This is a genomic window from Campylobacter lari (assembly GCF_001017575.1).
In the GTDB taxonomy this organism is placed as follows: domain Bacteria; phylum Campylobacterota; class Campylobacteria; order Campylobacterales; family Campylobacteraceae; genus Campylobacter_D; species Campylobacter_D lari_C.
Genome location: NZ_CP011372.1, coordinates 1,152,776 through 1,174,297 on the forward strand (window position 1 = coordinate 1,152,776; position 21,522 = coordinate 1,174,297).

The 21,522-nt window shown below is 28.9% G+C and carries 19 protein-coding genes; 6 read left to right on the top strand and 13 right to left on the bottom strand.

What is annotated here, in order from left to right; genetic code table 11:
• The 9 genes from CD56_RS06020 to CD56_RS06060 form a co-directional block, all read right to left on the bottom strand.
• The gene (locus tag CD56_RS06020) at positions 1 to 2,613 is read right to left on the bottom strand and encodes a hypothetical protein (RefSeq protein WP_052768383.1); all 2,613 of its coding nucleotides are present in this window, start codon (positions 2,611 to 2,613) and stop codon (positions 1 to 3) included.
• Positions 2,614 to 2,813: 200 nt separating this feature from the next.
• Positions 2,814 to 3,311, bottom strand: coding sequence for a TlpA family protein disulfide reductase (locus CD56_RS06025; RefSeq protein ID WP_047208499.1), 498 nt, complete (start codon positions 3,309 to 3,311; stop codon positions 2,814 to 2,816).
• A complete protein-coding gene (locus tag CD56_RS06030) occupies positions 3,272 to 3,763 on the bottom strand; it encodes a TlpA family protein disulfide reductase (RefSeq protein WP_052768384.1) in 492 nt (163 codons plus the stop codon). The genes CD56_RS06025 and CD56_RS06030 overlap by 40 nt, the downstream gene beginning before the upstream one ends.
• Positions 3,753 to 4,409, bottom strand: a complete 657-nt coding sequence (locus tag CD56_RS06035; protein ID WP_039618899.1) for an ABC transporter ATP-binding protein — start codon at positions 4,407 to 4,409, stop codon at positions 3,753 to 3,755. Before CD56_RS06035 ends, CD56_RS06030 begins: the two co-directional genes overlap by 11 nt.
• The gene (locus CD56_RS06040; RefSeq protein WP_047208500.1) at positions 4,409 to 5,524 is read right to left on the bottom strand and encodes an ABC transporter permease; all 1,116 of its coding nucleotides are present in this window, start codon (positions 5,522 to 5,524) and stop codon (positions 4,409 to 4,411) included. Before CD56_RS06040 ends, CD56_RS06035 begins: the two co-directional genes overlap by 1 nt.
• Positions 5,514 to 6,806: an ABC transporter permease gene (locus CD56_RS06045; RefSeq protein ID WP_047208501.1), complete on the bottom strand. Its 1,293-nt coding sequence runs from the start codon at positions 6,804 to 6,806 to the stop codon at positions 5,514 to 5,516. The genes CD56_RS06040 and CD56_RS06045 overlap by 11 nt, the downstream gene beginning before the upstream one ends.
• On the bottom strand, positions 6,796 to 8,217 hold the full coding sequence (locus CD56_RS06050) for a Fe-S-containing protein (RefSeq protein WP_047208502.1): 1,422 nt from the start codon (positions 8,215 to 8,217) through the stop codon (positions 6,796 to 6,798). The genes CD56_RS06045 and CD56_RS06050 overlap by 11 nt, the downstream gene beginning before the upstream one ends.
• A gap of 76 nt (positions 8,218 to 8,293) precedes the next feature.
• Positions 8,294 to 8,815: a ferrirhodotorulic acid transporter, periplasmic binding protein gene (locus CD56_RS06055; protein ID WP_012661874.1), complete on the bottom strand. Its 522-nt coding sequence runs from the start codon at positions 8,813 to 8,815 to the stop codon at positions 8,294 to 8,296.
• Positions 8,812 to 10,863, bottom strand: coding sequence for an FTR1 family iron permease (locus tag CD56_RS06060; protein WP_047208814.1), 2,052 nt, complete (start codon positions 10,861 to 10,863; stop codon positions 8,812 to 8,814). The genes CD56_RS06055 and CD56_RS06060 overlap by 4 nt, the downstream gene beginning before the upstream one ends.
• A gap of 283 nt (positions 10,864 to 11,146) precedes the next feature.
• Between CD56_RS06060 and CD56_RS06065 the strand changes: the two genes are divergently transcribed.
• A complete protein-coding gene (locus CD56_RS06065) occupies positions 11,147 to 12,523 on the top strand; it encodes a cation:dicarboxylate symporter family transporter (RefSeq protein ID WP_047208503.1) in 1,377 nt (458 codons plus the stop codon).
• On the opposite strand, the gene CD56_RS06070 is transcribed toward CD56_RS06065, so the two are convergent.
• Positions 12,520 to 13,377, bottom strand: a complete 858-nt coding sequence (locus CD56_RS06070; RefSeq protein WP_039628732.1) for a D-amino acid aminotransferase — start codon at positions 13,375 to 13,377, stop codon at positions 12,520 to 12,522. The genes CD56_RS06065 and CD56_RS06070 overlap by 4 nt on opposite strands.
• A gap of 11 nt (positions 13,378 to 13,388) precedes the next feature.
• On the bottom strand, positions 13,389 to 14,366 hold the full coding sequence (locus CD56_RS06075) for a glycosyl transferase family 90 (RefSeq protein ID WP_047208504.1): 978 nt from the start codon (positions 14,364 to 14,366) through the stop codon (positions 13,389 to 13,391).
• Between the two features lie 130 nt (positions 14,367 to 14,496).
• Here CD56_RS06075 and CD56_RS06080 point away from each other — a divergent pair, with 130 nt between their 5' ends.
• Positions 14,497 to 14,988 (top strand): hypothetical protein, encoded by a 492-nt coding sequence (locus CD56_RS06080; RefSeq protein ID WP_039628736.1) that lies wholly within the window; start codon positions 14,497 to 14,499, stop codon positions 14,986 to 14,988.
• Here CD56_RS06080 and CD56_RS08290 read toward each other — a convergent pair.
• Together CD56_RS08290 and rsmH are read right to left on the bottom strand one after the other, a co-directional pair.
• Positions 14,985 to 15,902, bottom strand: coding sequence for a hypothetical protein (locus CD56_RS08290; RefSeq protein ID WP_047208505.1), 918 nt, complete (start codon positions 15,900 to 15,902; stop codon positions 14,985 to 14,987). The genes CD56_RS06080 and CD56_RS08290 overlap by 4 nt on opposite strands.
• 3 nt (positions 15,903 to 15,905) lie before the next feature.
• A complete protein-coding gene (rsmH, locus tag CD56_RS06090) occupies positions 15,906 to 16,823 on the bottom strand; it encodes a 16S rRNA (cytosine(1402)-N(4))-methyltransferase RsmH (protein WP_047208506.1) in 918 nt (305 codons plus the stop codon).
• Positions 16,824 to 16,884: 61 nt separating this feature from the next.
• Here rsmH and CD56_RS06095 point away from each other — a divergent pair, with 61 nt between their 5' ends.
• From CD56_RS06095 to ftsZ, 4 genes are all read left to right on the top strand, one after another.
• Complete coding sequence (locus CD56_RS06095; RefSeq protein WP_039628741.1) at positions 16,885 to 17,463, top strand: class II aldolase and adducin N-terminal domain-containing protein; 579 nt, start codon at positions 16,885 to 16,887, stop codon at positions 17,461 to 17,463.
• An 81-nt stretch (positions 17,464 to 17,544) separates the two neighbouring features.
• Positions 17,545 to 19,023, top strand: a complete 1,479-nt coding sequence (locus tag CD56_RS06100) for a peptidylprolyl isomerase (protein WP_047208507.1) — start codon at positions 17,545 to 17,547, stop codon at positions 19,021 to 19,023.
• On the top strand, positions 19,020 to 20,399 hold the full coding sequence (gene ftsA, locus CD56_RS06105) for a cell division protein FtsA (protein ID WP_047208508.1): 1,380 nt from the start codon (positions 19,020 to 19,022) through the stop codon (positions 20,397 to 20,399). Before CD56_RS06100 ends, ftsA begins: the two co-directional genes overlap by 4 nt.
• A gap of 11 nt (positions 20,400 to 20,410) precedes the next feature.
• The gene (ftsZ, locus tag CD56_RS06110; RefSeq protein ID WP_039618922.1) at positions 20,411 to 21,517 is read left to right on the top strand and encodes a cell division protein FtsZ; all 1,107 of its coding nucleotides are present in this window, start codon (positions 20,411 to 20,413) and stop codon (positions 21,515 to 21,517) included.
• The last annotated feature ends 5 nt before the right edge of the window (positions 21,518 to 21,522 follow it).

Here is a 21,522-nt window from a genome sequence, read left to right on the forward strand (position 1 = left end):
TTAGTTTAAATTCACTACTATGCTTTTTGCATCTTTACTTACACTTAGAGTATATTTAGCTTTTTGAACTTTTGCTTTGATGTTTTTATGTAAGCTTTGATTATTTTTAGTAATAGTTTCTAATAAGCTTTGTAAGTCTTTTTGATTTAGTTGTTTATTGTTTGCATCTACAAAGCCTTTTTCACTTTGCATTAAAATAAAGCTTTTATTTTTTACATTATTGTTTGTATATACATTAATAGAACTATCTTTAGAAAGATTAATAGCTTCTTTAGCACTTAAATAAGTTTTAGTATCATCTTTTAAGATAAAGCTATAATGATCAAAGTTATTGATAGTATTTGCTTTTATATTTGTATTTAATACTAAATGATTATTAGTGCCACTTTTATGCATTAGAGCTTTTGATACAAAGTTATTATCTTCTTTAGTTTGTAAAAAGCTACCTGCTAATACATCTATATTAGTATTATTAAAAATATTAGTATTACCACTTAGATATAAGGTATTATTATAGCTTTTATCATTTTCACTATATACACCAGAAGCACTTATAAATATAGCTTTGTTGTTTTTATACTCATCTATATTTAAATTATTTATATGAGTATAATTATCATGAGTGTTCTTAGCTATACCTGCACTAATTACTACTTCACCTTCTCTTTTATCAGAAGCTGTGCCTAGGGCTAGATTATCAAAGATAAAAGTATTATTAGCACTTTCAGTATTAGCATTAATAACATAAACATTAGAACTAGCCGCACTTGAATAATCTTTAATATTTAAAGTATTATCATTAGCATTTTCATTAGCTCTTAAAATGATTTTAGAACCTTTATCTATATTAGAAGCATTTGATAAAGATTGCACAAGATTATATTTTATAGTGTTTTTTTCTAAATTATCAGCTTCTATAATAGCAGTGAGATTTCTACCTGATTTTACATTATCTAAAACTATACTATTAGCATTAGCACTACTTGCATAATAATCTTTATCATTTAAACTAACCTTGCTTACTCCATATAAATATAAAGGCATAGCAATGTTTGAGTTTTTAATATTAATGCTATTATTATTTGCTTTAGAACTTAGAGTTTGTGCTGCTGTGATTTGAATTTTATCTTGATGATTTTCAACAGTAATACCTTGGGTTAAATCCCCATTGATATGAATACTATTTCTATTAGCTCCTTTAGTCGCTACCCCACCATAAAGATTAAACTCATTTTTACCTGTAAAATTAGAATTAATTTCAAATGGTTTTTTTAGATTAATGCTAATGCTATTATCATTAGCTATACCATTATTAGTAATACCTGCATAAAAGTCTAAAAGAGCTTTTACCTCTACATTAGTATTTAATGCTAATAAGGTTTGTAAGTCTTTTATATCTATGGTGTTTTTATAAGCATTACCTTGTATGATTTTACCCCCATAGATTTCTCCTACTAAGACAGCATTATAAGCTAATGGGGTATTTTTAGTATCTACTCTTAAATCTAGTTTTAAATCATTGATTAATACACTATTATTACTTACTTCATAGCTTTGATTATTATTAACATCCACAAAAGCTCCTCCTAAGTGAGTAGCAGCTGATGTTGAATATGCTCCACTTGGACCATGGACTAATAAAGAAGCTCCATCTATAATAACTTTATTATTTTTAGCATTAGCATTATAAGTAATGGCTCCATTTACATGAGTCATTCTCTCATCAAAGATATTATCCCCTAAAGTGCTTTGTCTATAAGGGGTAGTATGAAAGTCTATCTTTACGCCTTTATTTAATATAACTGTATTATTATTAGCATTAGCATCCACACCAAAAGCACCTAATACATAAGGAGCACCATTTAAAGGTAAGGTATAGGTGTTTTCAACACCCATATTTACATAGGCATCTTTTAAGAAATTTAAAGTATTATTACTTACTTCACCTTTTCTAGCTATAGCTGGAGTGATTAAAAAATTATATTTATTATCCAAACCACTAGCTTTAGGATTAATTACTTCTTTATCGGTAGGTTTTAAATAATATACTGAAGATAATTCCCCTGCTTTTAATACTAAGGTATTATTATTAGCTTTTGCATTAAAAGTATAAGCAGAAACTAAAAAAGGTATATAGCTGATTTGATTTAGGGTAGTATTAGCTGAGTTAGAACTATGAAATCCATTAACTACAAAAATATCTTCTTTAATACTTGGAGTAAGTATGTCTTGCTTAAAATATAAATCATTCATTTTTGCATGAGCTTTATCTTTAGGATTATCATAGATTAAAGTGATATTTGAAAGATTTTTATTAGTAGCCATTTGACCATAGAAGTTTTTACCACTTAAGAGTTTATAAGTATCAAGATTATAATCATAGACATCATTGTTCTCATAATGGTGTTTTTTAATTATATAAGCATTAGAAGTTTTATCATAATTTGCCTGAGTGGCAGCTTCTAAAGAACTTAGTGAAAAAATAGTAAATAAAGAAAGTTTTAAAAGATTAGAGTTTTTATAGTTTTTTAAAGAATTTAAAGTATTTGAGTTAAAACGAAAATTATCGTATCCCCCCCCCGTGAGGCGATTTTTAGCTGTACTTATATGCATTGAAAAAGTCCTTTCGAAAAATGATTAATGTGTTTGATTGGTTTATTGCTTGTTTGTATTAACTAGTAAACATTACTAGTTAATTGTTAATGCATTCGGAATATTAATATTTTATTTATAAATTTTTCCTTAAGTATAATTTAAGATAGTAAATATCTTAAATACTACAAACATAATAATATTAATATTTCTAATAATAACTATTGTAAAAATTTAATCTTATTTTCTAAAACACTTTTTGGGGTAAGTCCGATGAATTTTTCATTTATTTTACCTTTTTCATCAAAAAAAACTATCACAGGTACGCCATAAATTCCACCCACAGCTTTAGACAAAAATGAACTTGCTTTGGCTTCATATAAAAGTGGCAAATCTAACTTTTTTTCCAAAAGAATTTTTTGAGCTTCTTCTTTCAACTTAGCTCCATTTAGCACCGCTAAAATAGGAAAGTTTCTTTCTTTATAAAGCTCGTTTAGCATAGGAATTTGCACATTACATGCACCGCAATCTTGCGTGAAAAAAAATAAAGCATAAGCTTGATTTGCATTTTGTGTTTTTAAGGTTTTTTCAAAACCATCATATTTAAAAGTATAGTTTTGATTTGAATTTAGGGTTTGAAATTCATTATTTGAGCATGCACTAAAGAAAAAAACGCTTATTAAAGCCAAGAAGCAATAGAAGCTTTTAATTGCGACCATGGTTTTTCTCCTATGATTTTATCTTGTACAACTCCATCTTTAATGACAAAAGTAGTTGGCACTGCAAAAACGCTAAATCTTTGCCATGAGATATCCAAATCATCTTGTAAAAATATGATATTTTTGTAATCATATTTTGTAGCAAATTCTTCAAAATCCTTACCTTTATCTATAGAATCAAGGGCTAAAACGGTCATTTTTTTAGGATATTCGTTAGCTAGTTTTTCCAAGAGTGGCAAGTCTTTTAAACAAGATGCACAACCTTGCTCCACAAAGGTTAAAACAATGAGATTATCAAAATCAGCTAGTTTGATTTTCTCACCTTCTAAATTTTTAGCTGCGATTTCTGGTGCTTTTAAGCCTACTTTGCCGCCATTTTTATTGTTGTTTTCAAAACATGCACTTAAAAAAACTAAACATAAACAAGCTAAAATTATACTTTTAATTTTCACTTTTCATCACTCCATGGCTTAAAATGATAGTTCTATCAGCAAAGGTTGCTAAGTCTGGATTGTGAGTGATTAAAACTATGGTTTTACCATCTTGTTTTAATTTACAAAAAAGTTCTAAAATGTTTTTTTCATTTGCCTCATCTAAATTTCCAGTTGGCTCATCTGCTAATAAAATTTCAGGATCATTCACTAAAGCTCTTGCTATACATAGCCTTTGTTGCTCCCCGCCGCTTAGTTGGCTTGGTAAATGCGTAAGTCTGTGTGAAAGCCCTACTTTTTCTAGTGCTATTATAGCGTCTTTTTGTTCTATACTTGAGTGATAAAACTGTGCTAGCATGACATTTTCTAAGGCATTTAAATAAGGTATTAAATGAAATTGTTGAAAAATCAAGCCTATTTTTTCTCTTCTAATCACGCTTTTTTCTTCTTCACTTAAATTTCCAACTTCTTTATCATCTAAAAAATACTCCCCACTACTTTGAGTATCCATTAAAGAAAGTATATTTAAAAGTGTTGATTTACCTGAACCTGATGGACCCATGATAGCTAGCCATTCGCCTTGCTTTACTTCTAGGTTGATATTTTGTAAAGCTTTAACTTCATTAAAATTACGATTTAAATTTGAAATTTTTATAATATTTTTCATCACTCACCCTTTAAATTTTCACAAACATTGATTTTTAAAGCTTTTTTTAGCGGTAAAATACTTGCAAAAAATGCAAATACCAAAGAAACAAGCACCGCAAAAAATACTGAAAGCAATCTAAAGTCTATACTTGCATTAAAAATCAAATACCCAAAAATATTTGCCAAAAAATACCCACAAAAAGCACCAAGCAAACTCGCACTTAAACTTAAAATAAACACTTCAGCTCCAAAGAGCTTGATGATTTCTTTATGCTTAGCTCCTAGTGCAAGGTGTAAGGCTATTTCTTTTTTTCTTGAAAAAATCACTGCACTAAGAGTTGTATTTACACTCAAAGAACTAATGAGTAAAATCGTTAAGCTAATCAAAGCCATCAAAGCTTTGATCTTTTCTAAAATCACACCTTCGCTAATGGATACTGAGGCTATGACTTTAGCTTCTACATTAGCCTTGCTAAGTTCTTTTGCTTTTTGATCTAAACTTTCATAATCACCTAGCAAAATAGCTTGAGCATAATTTATAACTTCTTTAGCTGCTAACTCTTGAGCTTTTTTTAAAGAGATAATTAAAACCCCATCTTGCTCATCGTTACTTCTTAAAATAGCTTTGATTTTTACTTTGACTATTTTGGAAATACTTGGATTATAAATTTGTAATTCTTGTCCTATTTTAAGTTCAAGCTGTTTAGCTAGATCAGCCCCTACAAAGGCACTATCTCCACTAAAATCACTCAAAGAAAAACTTCCTTTTAAAACTTCCATAAAAGGCTTAGTAAGCTTTAAATTTGCAAAATCAACCCCAACCACCACCGCACTTGAGCTTTCAAGATTATAAAAACCATATAAAAATGGGGTTAAAGCCTTTGCTTTCAAGCTTTCTTTAACTTGATTAAACTCATCCATGCTTAAAAATTCATCATCTTTTGGCGTGATGATAAAATTAGCTCCATAAGCTTTTAATTCTTTAGATAATTTTGTGTCAATATCAAAATAAATATTAAAAAATGAAGCACTAACCATAGCACCCATAAACACAGCTATAAAAATAATACAAACTCTTTTATAAGAAAAAATAAGAGATTTAAAAACCTCTTGCATAAAAAAATTATTTCCCATATAAAACCTCTGAAGTAGAAAGTTTAGAAATTCCTTTGATAGAGAACAAACATCCTAAAAATACTATAAGCATCGCAAAAAATAAACAAATTGGTAAAATAATCCAAGATATAGCAATAGTATGGTCAAATATACTTAGAGCAATAACTTCTGAAACCCCAACGCCAAAAGCAAAACCAAAAACTGCTCCAACTAAAGCTACCACAACCCCTTCTAGTGCAAAAATCATATAAATTTGCAAAGTGCTAGCACCCAAAGCTTTTAAAAGTCCTATTTCGCTTTTTCTTCTAAAAATATCTGCACTCATTAAAGATGATATGGCTATGGAAGCTACGATTAAACATATAATGCTAACTACACCCATTAAAGATTGAATTTTAGACACTATCAAACTTTCTGCATCTGAAATCGCACTCACTACTTTTGTGCTAGCACCTTTAAAATCTTCTGCGATTTGATAAGCAATAGAACTTACATAAGCAGTGCAATACCACTGATCATACTCAAGCTGATTAAGACTATCTACATCGCGTCTTGCTTTTTGTGCTAAATCGTTTTCAGGTATAGTCAAAGCTGAAACTTCTGCTTTAGCAAACAAACCTTCTTTTTTAGAAAGTTTTTGTGCTAAAAGTAAAGAAGTAATGATTTTATTTGAAAAAGCTTGAGTTAAGTCTATAATACCAACAACTTTTGTTTTAAAAATTTGATCATTTTGCACAAGAGTAATTTCATCATTTATTTTTAAATCATATTTTTGTGCTAAGTCTTTTCCTAGCATTATTTCATCTAAACTATCATCTTTTGGGTAGCTTCCTTTGATTTGACTATATTTGTATAATTCTTTAATACCTGCATAAAAATCATCATCATCTTGCACCTTTATAGCCTTATCAAAATAAGTTCCCACTAAAGAGATATTTTCATAATTTGTATTTGGAGTTTGAATTTTTACTTGGGTATCTAAAAATGGTGCAAAGGCGTTGATATTATTTCTCCAAAAAATTTCTTTTATAGTATGGAGTTTGCTTTCTTCTAAAAAATTTTGATTTTTCAAAGGCTCATAGATTTTATTACCCACTTCTACACTTAAACTTGCACCTTTAGGTAAAACTAAAATGTTCGATCCATAACTTCTTAATTCTTTTGTGATTTCATTACCTATGCCCAAAGTAAGATTTAACATCGTAGCCATAAGTAAAGTAGCTAAAAAAATCGTTAGCAAGGCTAGAGATTTTTGAATTTTATTTTGAAAAATGGAATTTTTTACAATCTTAATTTGCATAGTCATTTCCTAATAAATTATGAATTCTATATTTTGAAGTCTTATTCATATCGATGTATTTTAAAGGATCATTTTTAAACTCTTCATAGTTTTTTTCATTAGCAAAAAAATATGTTCTTCCTTTATAAACATAAGATCTTGGCGCTTTTAAATTAATTAGTTCAGTATTATCAATAGGATCATAAACTTTCTTTTCTACTACTTGAGTGAAAAAATTTACCCCATCTAAAATTTCTGAAAAAGGTATAATAACTTTGCCATTTTCAAATTTATATTTCATAGGGATAGGATTACACCCACCTGCCTTACCTACACTTGGTAAGAAAATTCTAACATTACATGAGATACAAATTAACTCTCCACCTTTTTTAACATAACCCATATCCCCACATATACTACAAGCATCAAAAACAGCTACTGGTGAGTCTTTATCTTCTCTTTTGTTGATTAAGAAAAATCTTACCACTTTACCCTCATCGCTAATATAAGCAAAGCGGTGTAAGTTATTATCTCTTAAAATAGCTACATCAAAGACAAATTCATCATTTTCATTTGGCTCTACATAGGTTGGTTCATCTATGGTTACCGGTCTTGAAGCATGCATGTCATAAAAGAGAAAAATACAAAGACTTAAAATCATAGCACTAAAAATACTTGCACTAAAATTAGTTATAGTTGAATTTTTTGCTTGATTTTTTCTAAATTCTATATCAAAATCTTTTTTCTTAGTATTTTCACTTACTCTTTGCTTTAGAGCTAAAACTATAAAAAGCCCTAATAACACAAACCATCCATAAGTATAAAATTTAGCATAATACACACTTTTTGCCACATAGCTTAAATACAAGCTTTCTGTTTCTATCACGCCTTCTCTCATAAGGTGTAATAAAATTTGTGCTAAAGCTTCATTTAGATAAAAAATTACGATAATAAATAAAAATAAATTTAAAAACTTGAATTTAAATTCTCTTAGCCATCTTGTAAAAAGATAAACCCCAAAACACACAACAAAAGCAAGTAAAATAAGCCCAAAAGAGCTAATCGCTAAAGAATCTAAAAAATTAGTGCTTAATATAGGAAAGTCAATAGAAATATGTAAGTATTTTACACCAAAAGCAAAAGATAATAAAAAAAGCAATATTGCTTGAATTTTTTCTTTTAAAAAATTATTTTTTAAAAAAGAAAAAATGATAATGCCCAAAAACAATAAAACAAATAAAATATCATTAGAAAAATACAACAAATCATAGCTTAGTGTTTTAGCGCTAATAAAAAAAGCAAAATAAGAAAAAACAAAACCTACAAAAGCAAGTTTGAACACTAAAGAATTTTTTAGATTATAAAAAAATAAAGCACTCAAAAGCGCATAAGAAAAAAATACTCCAAAAAAATGTACAAAATAAATCGACATAGGCTCTTCTTTGATAGAATTTATTTATAAAATCAATAATTTCATAAATAAACCCTAGCAAAAAGCTAGGGAAAAATCACTTAGGTTTTCCTGTGTATTTGAAGTTGTATTTAACTGAAAACGGCTCAAACCATTTACCAACACCTGTTTCTTTATCAACATGGCGTCCAAAACCTTGTTTTTCTGGGCTTTCTATTAAAAATACTAACTCATAATTTCCTATACCTGTATCCATTTTTAAATTCGCACCATAGTGAGGGCCATCATCTGCAACCATAGGCATAAGAGTTCCTGTTTTTACTTTACCATTATCAAGATTAGTTAGCTTATAAGCTATAGTTAAATAAGGGATCCAAAAGCCTTCTGGAAAGCCGTTTTTATTGCCCTTTAATGCATGAATATCTGCTTCAAGGTGAATATCTGCTAAACTTGCTGCAAGATCAATCCCTCTTGGCTCCATTTCGATTGGTTGTAAATAAACCGCTGCTATTTCCATACCATTTAACTCATAAGGATCGCCAATTGGCACCTCTGCTGCAAAAACTGAACTAGCTAAAATACTAGCTGCTGCGCCTAAACTTAATAAAGTTTTTTTCATATTTTTTCCCTTTTATTTGAAATTTGCTTTGTTATAAAAATACCCATAATGAGTAAGATTAAAACCATAAACTGAGGTATGATGCTCTCATAGTAAGGATAAATTCCAAGCCATAAAATTCCTTCAAAATCAAAAGGAAGTAAGCTTGGGGTGATAACCTTAGCTTCTATGAGCTCACCAATGCCTTTGCCTGTAAAGACAAAGACCATATAAAAAATAATGTATGAAGTTATATAGAAAAATTGTTTTACTGGTATTTTTAAAGCACCAGCTTTTAATAAATAATAAAGTATGATAAGTATAATTAATCCACTAGCTAATCCTATAAATATAAAACTATAATCTATGCTTGTTTTTGCATCAAATAATAAAGCCTGATAAAAAAGAATAGTTTCAGCACCTTCTCTATATACAGCTAAAAATACACTAAACCATAAGGTTTTTGCTGAATTATTAGAGATAGCTTCAACTGCTTGAGTTTTTACATAATTTGCCCATTTTTTATTTTGTGCATTTGATAAAAGCCAAAAACCTACATAAAATAATAATGCAACAGCCACAAGCATAGTAATGCCTTCTAGCAACTCTCTACTTTGCCCTGCTTGTTCTTTAAAAATCCATGAAATAAAAAATGCGGTTACAAAACTTAAAAACACTCCACTCCAAAGTGCTGAATATACTATATTTAAACGCTTTTTATTGCCACTTTGAACTAGGTATGAAACTATAGCTACAATGATAATTAAAGCTTCCAAACCCTCTCTTAAAATAATACCTAAAGCCCATATAAATAAAGACATAGGTGAGGATTCTTGAATTTTATCTAAAGAGCCTTCTACTAAGGCACTAAGCTCGTCAAAATTTTGTTTTAATTCTTCTTTAGAAGCACTTGCTTTAATAAGCGCAACGCCTTTTGAAAAATAACTTTCTATTTTTAATTTCAAAGCGCTATCAATAGCACCAATTTTACTTTCCATACCACTTGCTTCAAAAATATCCAAATACACATTTTGTAAAGCATCTATGCTATTTAAATTAAATCCCTCATAATTTTGCAAAATATCATTAAGAGCAATTTTCATATCATCATATACTTTAGTATAGTTTTTAGTACTCATAGCACTCTCATCAAAACCTTTAACCTGAAGTAAAGCTAATTCTTCTTTAGGCAATGCTAAAAACGCTTCATATAATAAATCTGATATATTTGAAATTTCATCTCTAATAGTTTTTTCATCTAAAGTATTAGCGTTGATTTTTCTTATAATAGTTCTAAGTTTAGTTTGAATTTTTTTATCCACCCCTGCCTTAGTATATCTTGCTACTAAAACTTCTACTTTTGAATTTCTATAATCTTCAAACAATGCTGATTGAATCAAATCTTTAGCTTTTTGATAGTCTTTATTTACAAAAGCTAATGCAGCCTGATCAAGCTTTGAAATCATCGAATCCATTAAAAATTGTAATCTTGCATCCAAAGCCGAAGCTTCTTGCAAAGCTAGCAATGCTTCATCTTTTTGAGTGCTTTGTTCCTGAGCAATCAAACTTTGAGTTGAATTTTGTGAAGTTTGTTCTTTAACATTCTCTTCAAGCAAAGCTGCAAACATTGCTTCAGCTTGTGCTTGACGCTCTTTTTCTGCTTTTAAAGACGAGCTTTCAGCTGCCTTTTTATCATAATTTACATCACTAGCTTCAGCTTTAAGTTGAAAGCCTTTTTCTAAAATAGGAACTATTTCATCTAAATCAAAATACAAACTACTAATCAAAGCTTCTATTTTAGAAAAATCTTCTTTATCTTTATATAGCTTTCTTAAATTAACAAATTTACGCTCCATAACAATGGCTTTTCTACCGACATTACGCCCAATAGAACCTTCCATGGTTTCAAAATGTTGAAAATAAGCATCTTCTGCCTTTTTTTTCGCTTCTAAATTTTTATTTTCTTTATATAAAATCATACTTTCATTTAAAATTTGCTTGATTGCTTGAGCTTCTTTTTGATAATCAATCTCTCTTGCATAAACAATAGAACAAAATAAAAAAATCATTAATAAACTTATTTTTCTAAACACTATTTTCTCCAAAAATGATATTCATTTTTAAAATCATAGTCGCAAGTATAGTACTAGCTTTCTTAAATTTAGATAAACATTATCATTATTTATTTCATAATAAATCAGATGAAAATACTACAAAATGCTACTTTTATCTACAAAATAAGCTAAAAAATTCTTATTTTTAGGATTATTGTTTATTTTTTATTTATTTTAGTTATAAAAATAAGTTTTTCTTTGCTAGTATGTGTCGTTTTTAAATTATAAAGGAGTTTTTATGATAGTAATTACCCATAAAAAACCAAGTAAAATCAAAAAAATGTTAAAAAATTTAGGTTTTTGGGTAATTATAGGAATAATAGCTGGCATTAGCCTTGGCTTATTAGATAAAGAACTTGCATTAGCTAGTAAAATCGGGGTAGATTATTTTATACAAGCTTTAAAAATTCTCATAGGGCCTATTATATTTTTAACCATTGTTTTAGGAGTTGTTAGTCTTGAGAGTTTAAAGCAAGTTGGAAGTATAGGTGCTAAAGCTTTATTATACTTTGAAGTAGTGAGTACTTTTGCTTTAGCTATTGGTATTTTTATGGCAAATATTATGGGACCTGGAAAAGGAATGAATCTTGATCCAAGCACCTTAGATAAAGATAGCGTAGCTCAATTTGTTAATAAAAACATAGAAATAAGCGCGCAAAATGAGATTTTGCATATTTTAAAAGATGCTATACCTACTGACATCATCGCTGCTTTTAGCGAAGGAAAAACCTTGCAAATTTTAGTTATAGCTCTAGCTTGTGCTTTTATTGTTTCACTTATGAGGGTTGATGAGAGAAAAGCTATACAAAAAACCTTAGAAATAATGCAAAGCTTTGTTTTTAAAATTCTAGAAATTATTATGTATTTTTCTCCTATTGCTGCTTTTTCTGCGATGGCATTTTTAGTGGCAAAATATGGGCTTGATTCTTTATTAAATTTAGGATATTTGCTTGTTGTTATGCTATTTGCTTCTTTGCTTTTTATCTTTGGAGTTTTAGGACTTATTTGTTTTATTGCTAAAGTTAATATTTTTAAATTTATGCGTTTTATTTCAAGAGAAGTTTTGATAGTTTTTGCCACAAGCTCTAGTGAATCAGCACTAGCTCCACTTATGAGAAAACTTGAAAAAGCAGGAATTTCAAAGGCCACCGTGGGTTTAGTATTACCGACTGGGTATAGTTTCAATCTTGATTGTACTAATATTTATTTAGCTATGAGTTTGATTTTTCTTGCACAAGCTTTTAATGTAGAACTTTCTTTGATGCATGAAATTAGCATTTTAATCGTACTAATGATAGCTTCAAAAGGTGCTGTTGGTGTAACTGGTTCAGGTTTTATCATACTAGGAAGTACGCTGGCAGCTTTATCTAATATGCATATAGCAGAAGCTAACAATGGCTTAGGAGCAAGCTTGGGAGAGGTTTTACCTGTGGCTGCTATTTCTATACTTTTGGGTGTGGATAAATTTATGTCTGAAATTCGTGCGGTAGGAAATTTATGCGGTAATAGCGTAGCAGCTTTAATCGTAGCTATTTGGGATAAACAAATAGACTGGGAAAAATTCCGCTACGCTCTTGATAATCCTAAAGAATTTACAAATGCAGGTTTTGATTAAAAAACCTCTTTTTGTATTTTTTCTACATATTTTTCTCTTAACTTTTGAGTATAAAAACCTACTTTACCATCATTAATTACCTTGCTATCTGCTTTTATAACACCCAAAATCAAAAAAGTAGCTGCAGAAATAAAGACCTCATCAGCTTCATATACTTCTTTCATACTAAAAGCTCTTTGATCTACTTTAAGATCAAGTTCTTTTGCAAATTTCAAGATATTTTTACGGCGAATTCCTGGTAAAATTTCATTAGAAAATGGCTTAGTGATTAAAGTTTTATCTTTTATAATAAAAGCTGAACTACTAGAAGCTTCCGTTACTAAAGCATTTTCCACCATAAAAGCTTCAAAAACCTTAGCTTTTACAGCTTCCTCTTTTGCAAGACATTGAGCTAATAAAGAAATTGATTTTATATCCCTTCTTTTCCATCTTAAATCAGCTGTTGAAATAACACTCACTCCGTTTTTAGCATGCTCATGCTCAATCACCTTGCATTCAAAAGCAAAAGCCATAATAGTAGGTTTTAACCCCTTTAAAAGAGCAAAATTTCTACTAGCAACCCCTCTAGTAACTTGCATGTAAAGTCCACCTTCTTTAAGAGAGTTTTTAATGATTAATTGCTCTAAAATATTTTCAAATTCTTCTTTTGTATAAGGAATTTGTAATTCAATTTGAGCCAAACTGCGCTCAAAACGCTCCCAAAATTCTTCCTTATCAGCTATTTTTGCATTTACCACAGGAACTACTTCATAAATTCCATCCCCAAAGATAAAACCTCTATCAAAAACACTCACTTTAGCTTCACTAGCTTTTACAAACTCATCATTTAAAAATACTATTTCCATTTCTTGCATAAACCCTCCTTTTAATCAAATAAATCAACAATATCTTTTGGCAAATCAAGCTGATTAGAATAATAAAAATACTTAGCTAAAACTAAAATTCCTATATAAAATTCTATCTTTTCATCCAAAAATTGCTCTATGTAAGCATGGGCATTTTGTATGATTTCTTTTGCTTTATATGGATTAGCTAAATAATAATCAAGTAAAGCTTCTACATTTTCATAATCATCATCAATCAAAGCAAAATGCTCATTTGGAACTAATTTTCCTTCCATAAACCAAGTTTCATAGCGCATTTTTGGAGCTAAAACTAACGAATTTGTTTTCATTGCCCACTTTAAGTTACTTGCTACATCATTACCTTCTAGTGAAAGTAAAAATTTAAACTGAGTTTGATGGACTCTACTAATTTTAAAATTTAAATTCTTAATCCATTTTTCGGCTTGAATTTTTCTACCACCAACATGAGCAATATCACAACGAGGATTATCAAAATACTTTTCAAAAAATTTAATACGATGAGGCTGATAAATCGCACCTCTAAAAAAAAGCAAGTCTTTCTTATCTTCAAATTGATTTTTATCTTGTATAAAATCAAAATGTCTGTTTTTATCTAATTTTAAAATGATGTTATTAAAACCATTTTTAACTGGTCTTGATTTAGCTATACTTGGATATTTAAGATTATAACTAATATCCCCAAAACCTTTAATCCACAAAAAATCATCATTAAAATATTTACTAATTGCATAAGCATCATAAGCATAGGAAGTTTTTTTAAAAGGAAATTTTCCTATTTTTTCATAATTTTGAAAATTTTTTATATCAAAAAAATCATTTTGTAGATTGTAATAATTTAAGCGAGTAATAATATTATCTATATTTTTTGATTTTAAAATTTCTTTTAAAATATTTTGTAATTGATTTTGATAAATTTTTCTAGGTATGAAACTTTTAGCTATACCTTTTACATTCATCATAAATCTAGAATCTGCCATTTTTCTTCCGTTTTGATATTAAAATAACATAAATTTTATCACAAGATTTCATTTACAAGACTTAAAATTTTAGTTTATTTAAAAACAAAAATGTTAAAATCACAAAAATCACAAACTAACTGGGTAAAAAATGAAAATACAAGAATTTATCTTAAACTTTATTTTTAAAGTTTCAAATCAACCTGTTAATTTAAAGGATTTACTAGAAGCAAATGCCTTGCTTAATGAGGGCATGATGATAGATCCTGCAAAATTAAATTTTAAATTTAAGGTGTTTAATTCTTATCTTATTTATGCATTTTTTTGTATAGCTATTTTAGTTCCTATGCTTATCATTAGTCATTATTTTTTAACAATTATTGATTTTCATATTAGTATTTTAAGTGCTATTTTTGTCACTGCTTGTGTTTTTATTGGCTATGATATTTTTAAAATTTATACTAGAAAAATTATTAGTAAAAGATTGCTAAAAAAAGCTTGGGCTTTACATTTTCCATATTTTGCTTATGAAAAATACTCAAAAATAGCAGAAAATATCTACAATCAAGCTATCAAAGAAGAAATCCCAAAAAATCAACTTGAGCAATATGTTTTAGAAAAAATCATTCAAACACAAGATTAATCTAAAAAGTCTAAAACCTGATTTTGAAAATACAGTGCTTCAAGCTGTCTTTTAAGTTCTTTGTTTTCTTCATCTAAAACAAGTTCTTGCGATCTTAAATCTGCTATATCTCTACTTACATAATAAATTTGATTTCTAATATAAATTTGTGGGAAAAATATCAACAAAGCAAATGCTATCATTAAACCTGCGTATAATAAATTTTTAGGACTTAAATTTTTATTTTCCTCGCTTACTATACTGTCTAAAAGCTCGTATTTATCTTCTTGATTATATTCTTGGTTTTCTTCAAGTCTTACTTTTTCTTCTAAAATTTTTTGCTCTTGTTTGGCTAATTTTTCTTTTTCTTTTAATTCTTCTTGAGCTTTTTTTATTTTTTCTTGTTCGATTTTTTTTTGCTCTTTTAATTCTTGCTTGAGCTTGGCCTTTTCTTTTCTTTTTTCTTTTAAATCTTGAAATTTTGAAGCGACAAAGACATTACTTTGAGTAAGAATTTTAGATATTTGAATAGAATCTTTATTTTCTTGCTTTTTTTCTATTTTTTTAACTTCTTGTATTGATTTATTATTAATTGCTTTAGAATTTGCAATATTTTTTTTATCAAATTTTTCTTTTTGTTTTTTGAAAAAATTAAGTTGTAATTTAAAAGGTTTTTTTTCTTCTAATTTAACATTAATCAAATCTTCTTTTAAATAAATAGCGGATTGTTTTTTAGGTTTTTCTTCATATTCTTCATCAAAATCTGTAAATTTAGGTCTTTTTTTACGTTGTATTCTATTTTTTAATATACGATCACTTTCATTGAAATTTTGCTCATATTCTTCATAAGGCCTACCTTCTTTAATAGCCCTAGAATATTTCAACATTTTTTCACGTATATTTTGTTTTTCTTTTAAAAAATCATCTTCAACCATTATTTACCTAAAATAAAAAATTCTCATTTTTGCACAACTTGATCTGCTATTATAGCTTATTTCTTCTTTGGAGGCACTTATAGCTTTTTTACTTAAAATTTTCCCAAGACTATGTCCTTTGCCACATTCACATTTTATAGCTCTTTCATCACAAATACAGTCTTTTTCCCATCTTTTAAAAGTATTTTTTACTATCCTATCTTCCAAAGAATGAAAGCTAATAATAGCTAATTTACAATCTTTTAATTTTGCTTTTTCTATATTTTCAAGTAAGGATTTTAACTCACCAAGTTCATTATTTACTTCTATGCGTAAAGCCTGAAACACAAGCAAAGCTAAAGATACATTGCGTCCTTTTAACTTAGCATTTCCTATAATTTGGCTTAATTCTTTTGCACTTACAATCTCTTTTTGACTTCTTGCATTGATAATTTTTTGAGCAAGCATTGAAGCAACCGGTGTTAAATCTCCATAGTCTTTAAAAATTTGCTCCAAAGCTTCCTTGCTGTAAAAATTAACTACTTCTTTAGCGCTTAAAGGATTATTTTGATCCATTCTCATATCTAAAAAATCAGAATTTAGTGAAAAACCTCTATCATTTTTATCAAGTTGCAAAGAAGATACACCAATATCAGCTAAAATTCCTCTTAAGTTTTGCGTTGAAATTTGAGTTAAAATATCTTTAAAACCTATATGGTTAAAACTTACCCTATCTTGAAAATTTTTTAAAAAATCTTTAGAAAAATTTAAAGCTTCTAAATCTTTATCACAAGCAATTAATCTTAGTTTCTCATGGGCTTGTAATAATGCTTTAGAATGTCCTCCATAACCCAAAGTACAATCTAAAAAATCTCCACCATCAAAATCATCAAAAGCATCTAAAACTTCTTGCAATAAAACAGGAATATGTGGACTTTGCAAAATAAACCTTTAAAATATTTTTTAGTATAATATCTTAGTTAAGTTTAAAACAAGGTTTTTGATGAATAAAGAAAATATCATTTCTCAAATTAAAATACTTTCTACTTCAATGTTTAAAAAAAATTTTTTTGGAATTTGTCACGGCTCTGTTTCAGCTAAATTATCTCAAGGATCATTTATTATCAATAAAAATAATGCGTTTTTAAATCAACTAGATGAAAAAAATCTAAGTATTTTAAAATTTGCAAAAGATTATAGCTGGGATGAAGCTAGTAGCGATTCTGAAATCCATAAAAGTATATATGAAAACATACCTGAAGCTAAATTTATATGTTTTGCTTGCCCAGCTTATACCTTATCCATGAGTTTAAATCATGATTTTATAACACCTCAAGATTATTTTGGTGAAATTTTTTTAGAAGAAATTCGAGTTTATAATCCCAAAAGTTATGAAGACTGGGAAGATAGATCACAAACTGAAATTTATCGCTCTATGCTAGAGCAAAAACAAAATTTTGTTGTTGTAAAAGGTTATGGCATCTTTGCTTATGGTAGAACAAGTTATGAATTAGGCAAAATTATAGATTTAATTGAAAATTCTTGCAAAATCATCCATTTAGCTGAAACAAATTTATCATAATCTTTTAAAATTAATTTTTTATTAATCACAAATTATCTATAATTTATGGTTTAATTTATTTAATTATGGATTGGGGTTAAAATGCTCACTTGGATGCAGCATCATAAAAAATATTTAGTTGTAACTATTTGGATTAGTGTTATTGCTTTTGTTGGAGCAGGTTTTGTTGGTTGGGGGAGTTATGATTTTAACACCGACAGATCAAATTCTGTTGCAAAAGTAGGCGATGAAAAAATAAGCTATGATGAGTTTAATCTTAAATACTCTCAACTATTTGGCTATTATTCTCAGCTAAACAATGGTAATTACACACAAGAACAGGCACAAAAAGATGGCTTAGACACCCAAGCTATCAATGAACTTATACAAGAAAAACTATTACTTTCTTATGCTAAAACCTTAGGTTTGAATGTAAGCGAGGAAGAAATTGCTTATGATTTAGCACATCAAAAAATCTTTCATAATACTTCAGGTGTTTTTGACAAAAATTTATACTACAATCTGCTTGCAAGAAACAACTATGCACCAAAAACTTATGAAAAAATCATTCATGATGAGTTATTACTTAAAAAAATCAATGCTATTTTAAATTTACAAATCAAACCAAATGAACTTGATATGTTTGGTGCAAGTTTTTTAATGCAAGATAGTTTAAAAGTCCAAGCTATAAAACTTGATAACAAAAATATAACAATTGATGAAAAAGAACTAAAACAAACTTGGGAGAAAAATAAAGAACTTTATAAAACACAAAAAAGCTACGAACTTGCAACTTATTTTTTAAACCCTGATATAATCAAAGTTGATGACAAAGAAATCCAAGCTTACTACGAAGAAAATAAAAATGATTATAAAGATTTTGCGGGGAAAATTCTAAGCTTAGAACAAAGCAAAGATAAAGTTATCAAAGACTTAAAACTTTCTAAACTTAAACTTAAAGCCAATGAAAGCTATGTAGCTTTAAGAAAAAATGAGCTTAGTTTTGATAAAAATATCACAATCAGCGATGCTGATATTTATTATCCTTTGGAAAATATACAAAAAGCTAAAGAAAATGATTTTATTAAGCCTTTTAAATTTGAAAATGGTTATATGGTTGCAAAAGTTATAAAAATAAATCCTATACAAACTATGACTTTTGAGCAAGCTAAAAACGAGGTAAGTAAACTTTATCTCAAAGAAAAAACCAAAGCCTTATTGGAAGAAAAAGCAAAACTTGCCCTAGATAATTTTCAAGGCATAGACATAGGAACTTATAGTCGCGATTCAGCTAAAAATACAAAAGTAGGTGATATGATGAATGATACCGAATTTAGCGAGTTTTTAATGCACGTATTTGACTCAAACAAAGCTAAATCTTATGTATTATTTGATGATAAAGCGATTGTTTATGAAATCACAAAGCAAACTTTAGAAAATAAAAATAAAGAAGAAATTTATAAATTTATCATAGAGCAAAGCGCTAAGCAAACCAAGCAAGCTTTACTTAAGGAAGAATTATTAAAAAAACTTATAGAATTATATCCAATTCAACGCTATTATAAAGGAAATACAAATTGAATATTTTAGGAATTGATTTAGGCTCAATACAAACTTGTGCTATTTTAGCACAAAAAAGCGAAGAAGGACTCAAAATCATTGGTTTTGGAAAATCAAAATCAAATGGTATAAAAAAAGGAGCAATTACCAATATAGAACTTGCCTCAAAATCTATAGAAGAGGCAGTAGCTGATGCACAAATGATGTCAGGCGTGCATTATGATAAGGTAATTGTATCTATTTCAGGTGCTTATGCAAAAAGCGTAGATAGCATAGGTGTAGTTAATATACCAAATCATGAAATAGGTATTAAAGAAATTCACAGAGCAGTAAGCACAGCAAAACATACTGCAAATATACCTAGTGGATATGAAATCATTCATGTATTACCTTATAATTTTAAAGTAAATGATCTTGAACATGTAGAAGATCCTTTAGGAATGAGCGGAAATCGCCTTGAAGTTTCAACACATATTGTAATCTCGCAAGAAGTGCATATTAAAAATCTAAAAAAAGCAGTTGAGCTTGCTGATCTTAGAGTAGATAACATCGTTCTTTCAGGCTATGCTTCTTCTATTGCATGTTTTGATGATAGTGAAAAAGAATTGGGTGCTATTTTAATCGATATGGGTGGAGCAGTTTGTGATATGGTCATTCATGCGGGTAATTCTATACGCTATAATGAATGCCTACAAATTGGCTCGGTAAATATCACTAATGACTTATCTATAGCTTTACATACTCCACCAAAAGAAGCAGAAAAATTAAAACTAAACTACGCTTCTTTAGCACAAAATGAAAATTCTATCATACAAATACCATATATGGGTGATGAAAAAAGAAAAAATGAAGTTTCAGTAGAAGTTATATCTAATGTAATTTATGCAAGAATTGAAGAAACTATTATTATTTTAGCTAAAATGCTAAGTGATAATGCTTGTGCAAATCAAGCAGGAGCAGGTATAGTATTAACAGGTGGAATGACAAAATTTGCAGGACTTGACAAACTTGCTTCAGCTTATTTTGATAATAAAGCTGTTAGAATAGCGACCGCAAAAAAAGATACTATGGATGGCTTTAAAGAAATTTTTGAAGATGCAGAAAATAGCTGTGCTATAGGTCTTTGCTTATATGGTGGTGGACATTTTACTCCTTATGAATTAGACTCTAATGAGAAACTAAGATATAAAGGAGAACCTGAATTTATCAATAAACAGATAAAACAAAATCTCACCATAGAAGAGCACGAAGAAGAAAATAAAGATTTTGAAGAAATTTTCCAAGATCAAAAAGACTTTGAAGAGAAAAAAACAGAATTAACAAAAGTTGAAACCAAAAAAGATAAAAAATCAGGCTTTATGCATAAATTTTGGAATAAACTAATAAACCAGTTCTAATAGGAGATACAATGAGCGAATATCTAGTAGAAGAAATGCAACACGCAAAAGGCGCAAAAATAAAAGTTATAGGCTGCGGTGGTGGTGGCGGTAATATGATAGATCATATGGTAAATATGGGCTTGCATGATCTTGATCTTATTTCAGCAAATACTGATGCGCAAGCCATAGCTAAATCTTTAGCAAAAACTAGAATTCAACTAGGTGAGAAAAAAACCAAAGGTTTAGGTGCTGGAATGCAACCAGAAATTGGAGCAGAAAGCGCAAGAGAAAGTTTCGAAGAAGTAAAAGCTGCTTTAAGTCAAAGCGATATAGTATTTATTTCAGCAGGACTTGGTGGTGGAACTGGTACAGGTGCGGCTCCTGTTGTAGCACAAGCTGCTAAAGAAGTAGGTGCATTAACCGTTTCAGTTGTAACTATGCCTTTTGCATTTGAGGGAAAACAAAGAAAAAAATTAGCAGAAGCTGGCTTGGCTGAATTAAAAAAAGAAAGTGATTCTATCATTGTAATCCAAAATGAAAAACTTCTTAGCATACTTCCAAAAAAGGCAGGTATAAAAGAAGCATTCAAACTAGTAGATGATATCTTAGCTAGAGCTGTTAGAGGTATGGTGTCTATCCTTTTAGAAGATGGCGATATTAATGTTGACTTTGCTGATGTTAGAACCGTTATGAGCCATAGAGGTTTAGCTTTAATGGGCGTGGGTCATGGAGAAGGCGAAAATGCTATCATGGACGCATTATCAAGTGCTATAGAATCTCCATTATTAGATGGTATGACTATGAAAGGCGTTAAAGGCGTAATTATCCATTATAAAATTGGTCCTGAATGCTCATTGATAGAAATTTCACAAGCTACTCAAAGCATTAGCGATATAGCAGATGAAAATGCAAAAGTAATCTTTGGTGCAACTACTGATGAGAGTATGGGTGATCGTGTTGAAGTAACTATCATTGCTACAGGTTTTGAAGATAAAGCTGAAATAGAAAATGCCAAAGAACAAGAAGAAAGTAAAAAAAATAGTTATATGAATTTGCGCAAAGCTAGTGGTGGATTTGATGAAGAAGTGATTTCTCAGCTTGATGTTCCTGCTTTCTTGCGTCGCCAGATGGATTAATTTTT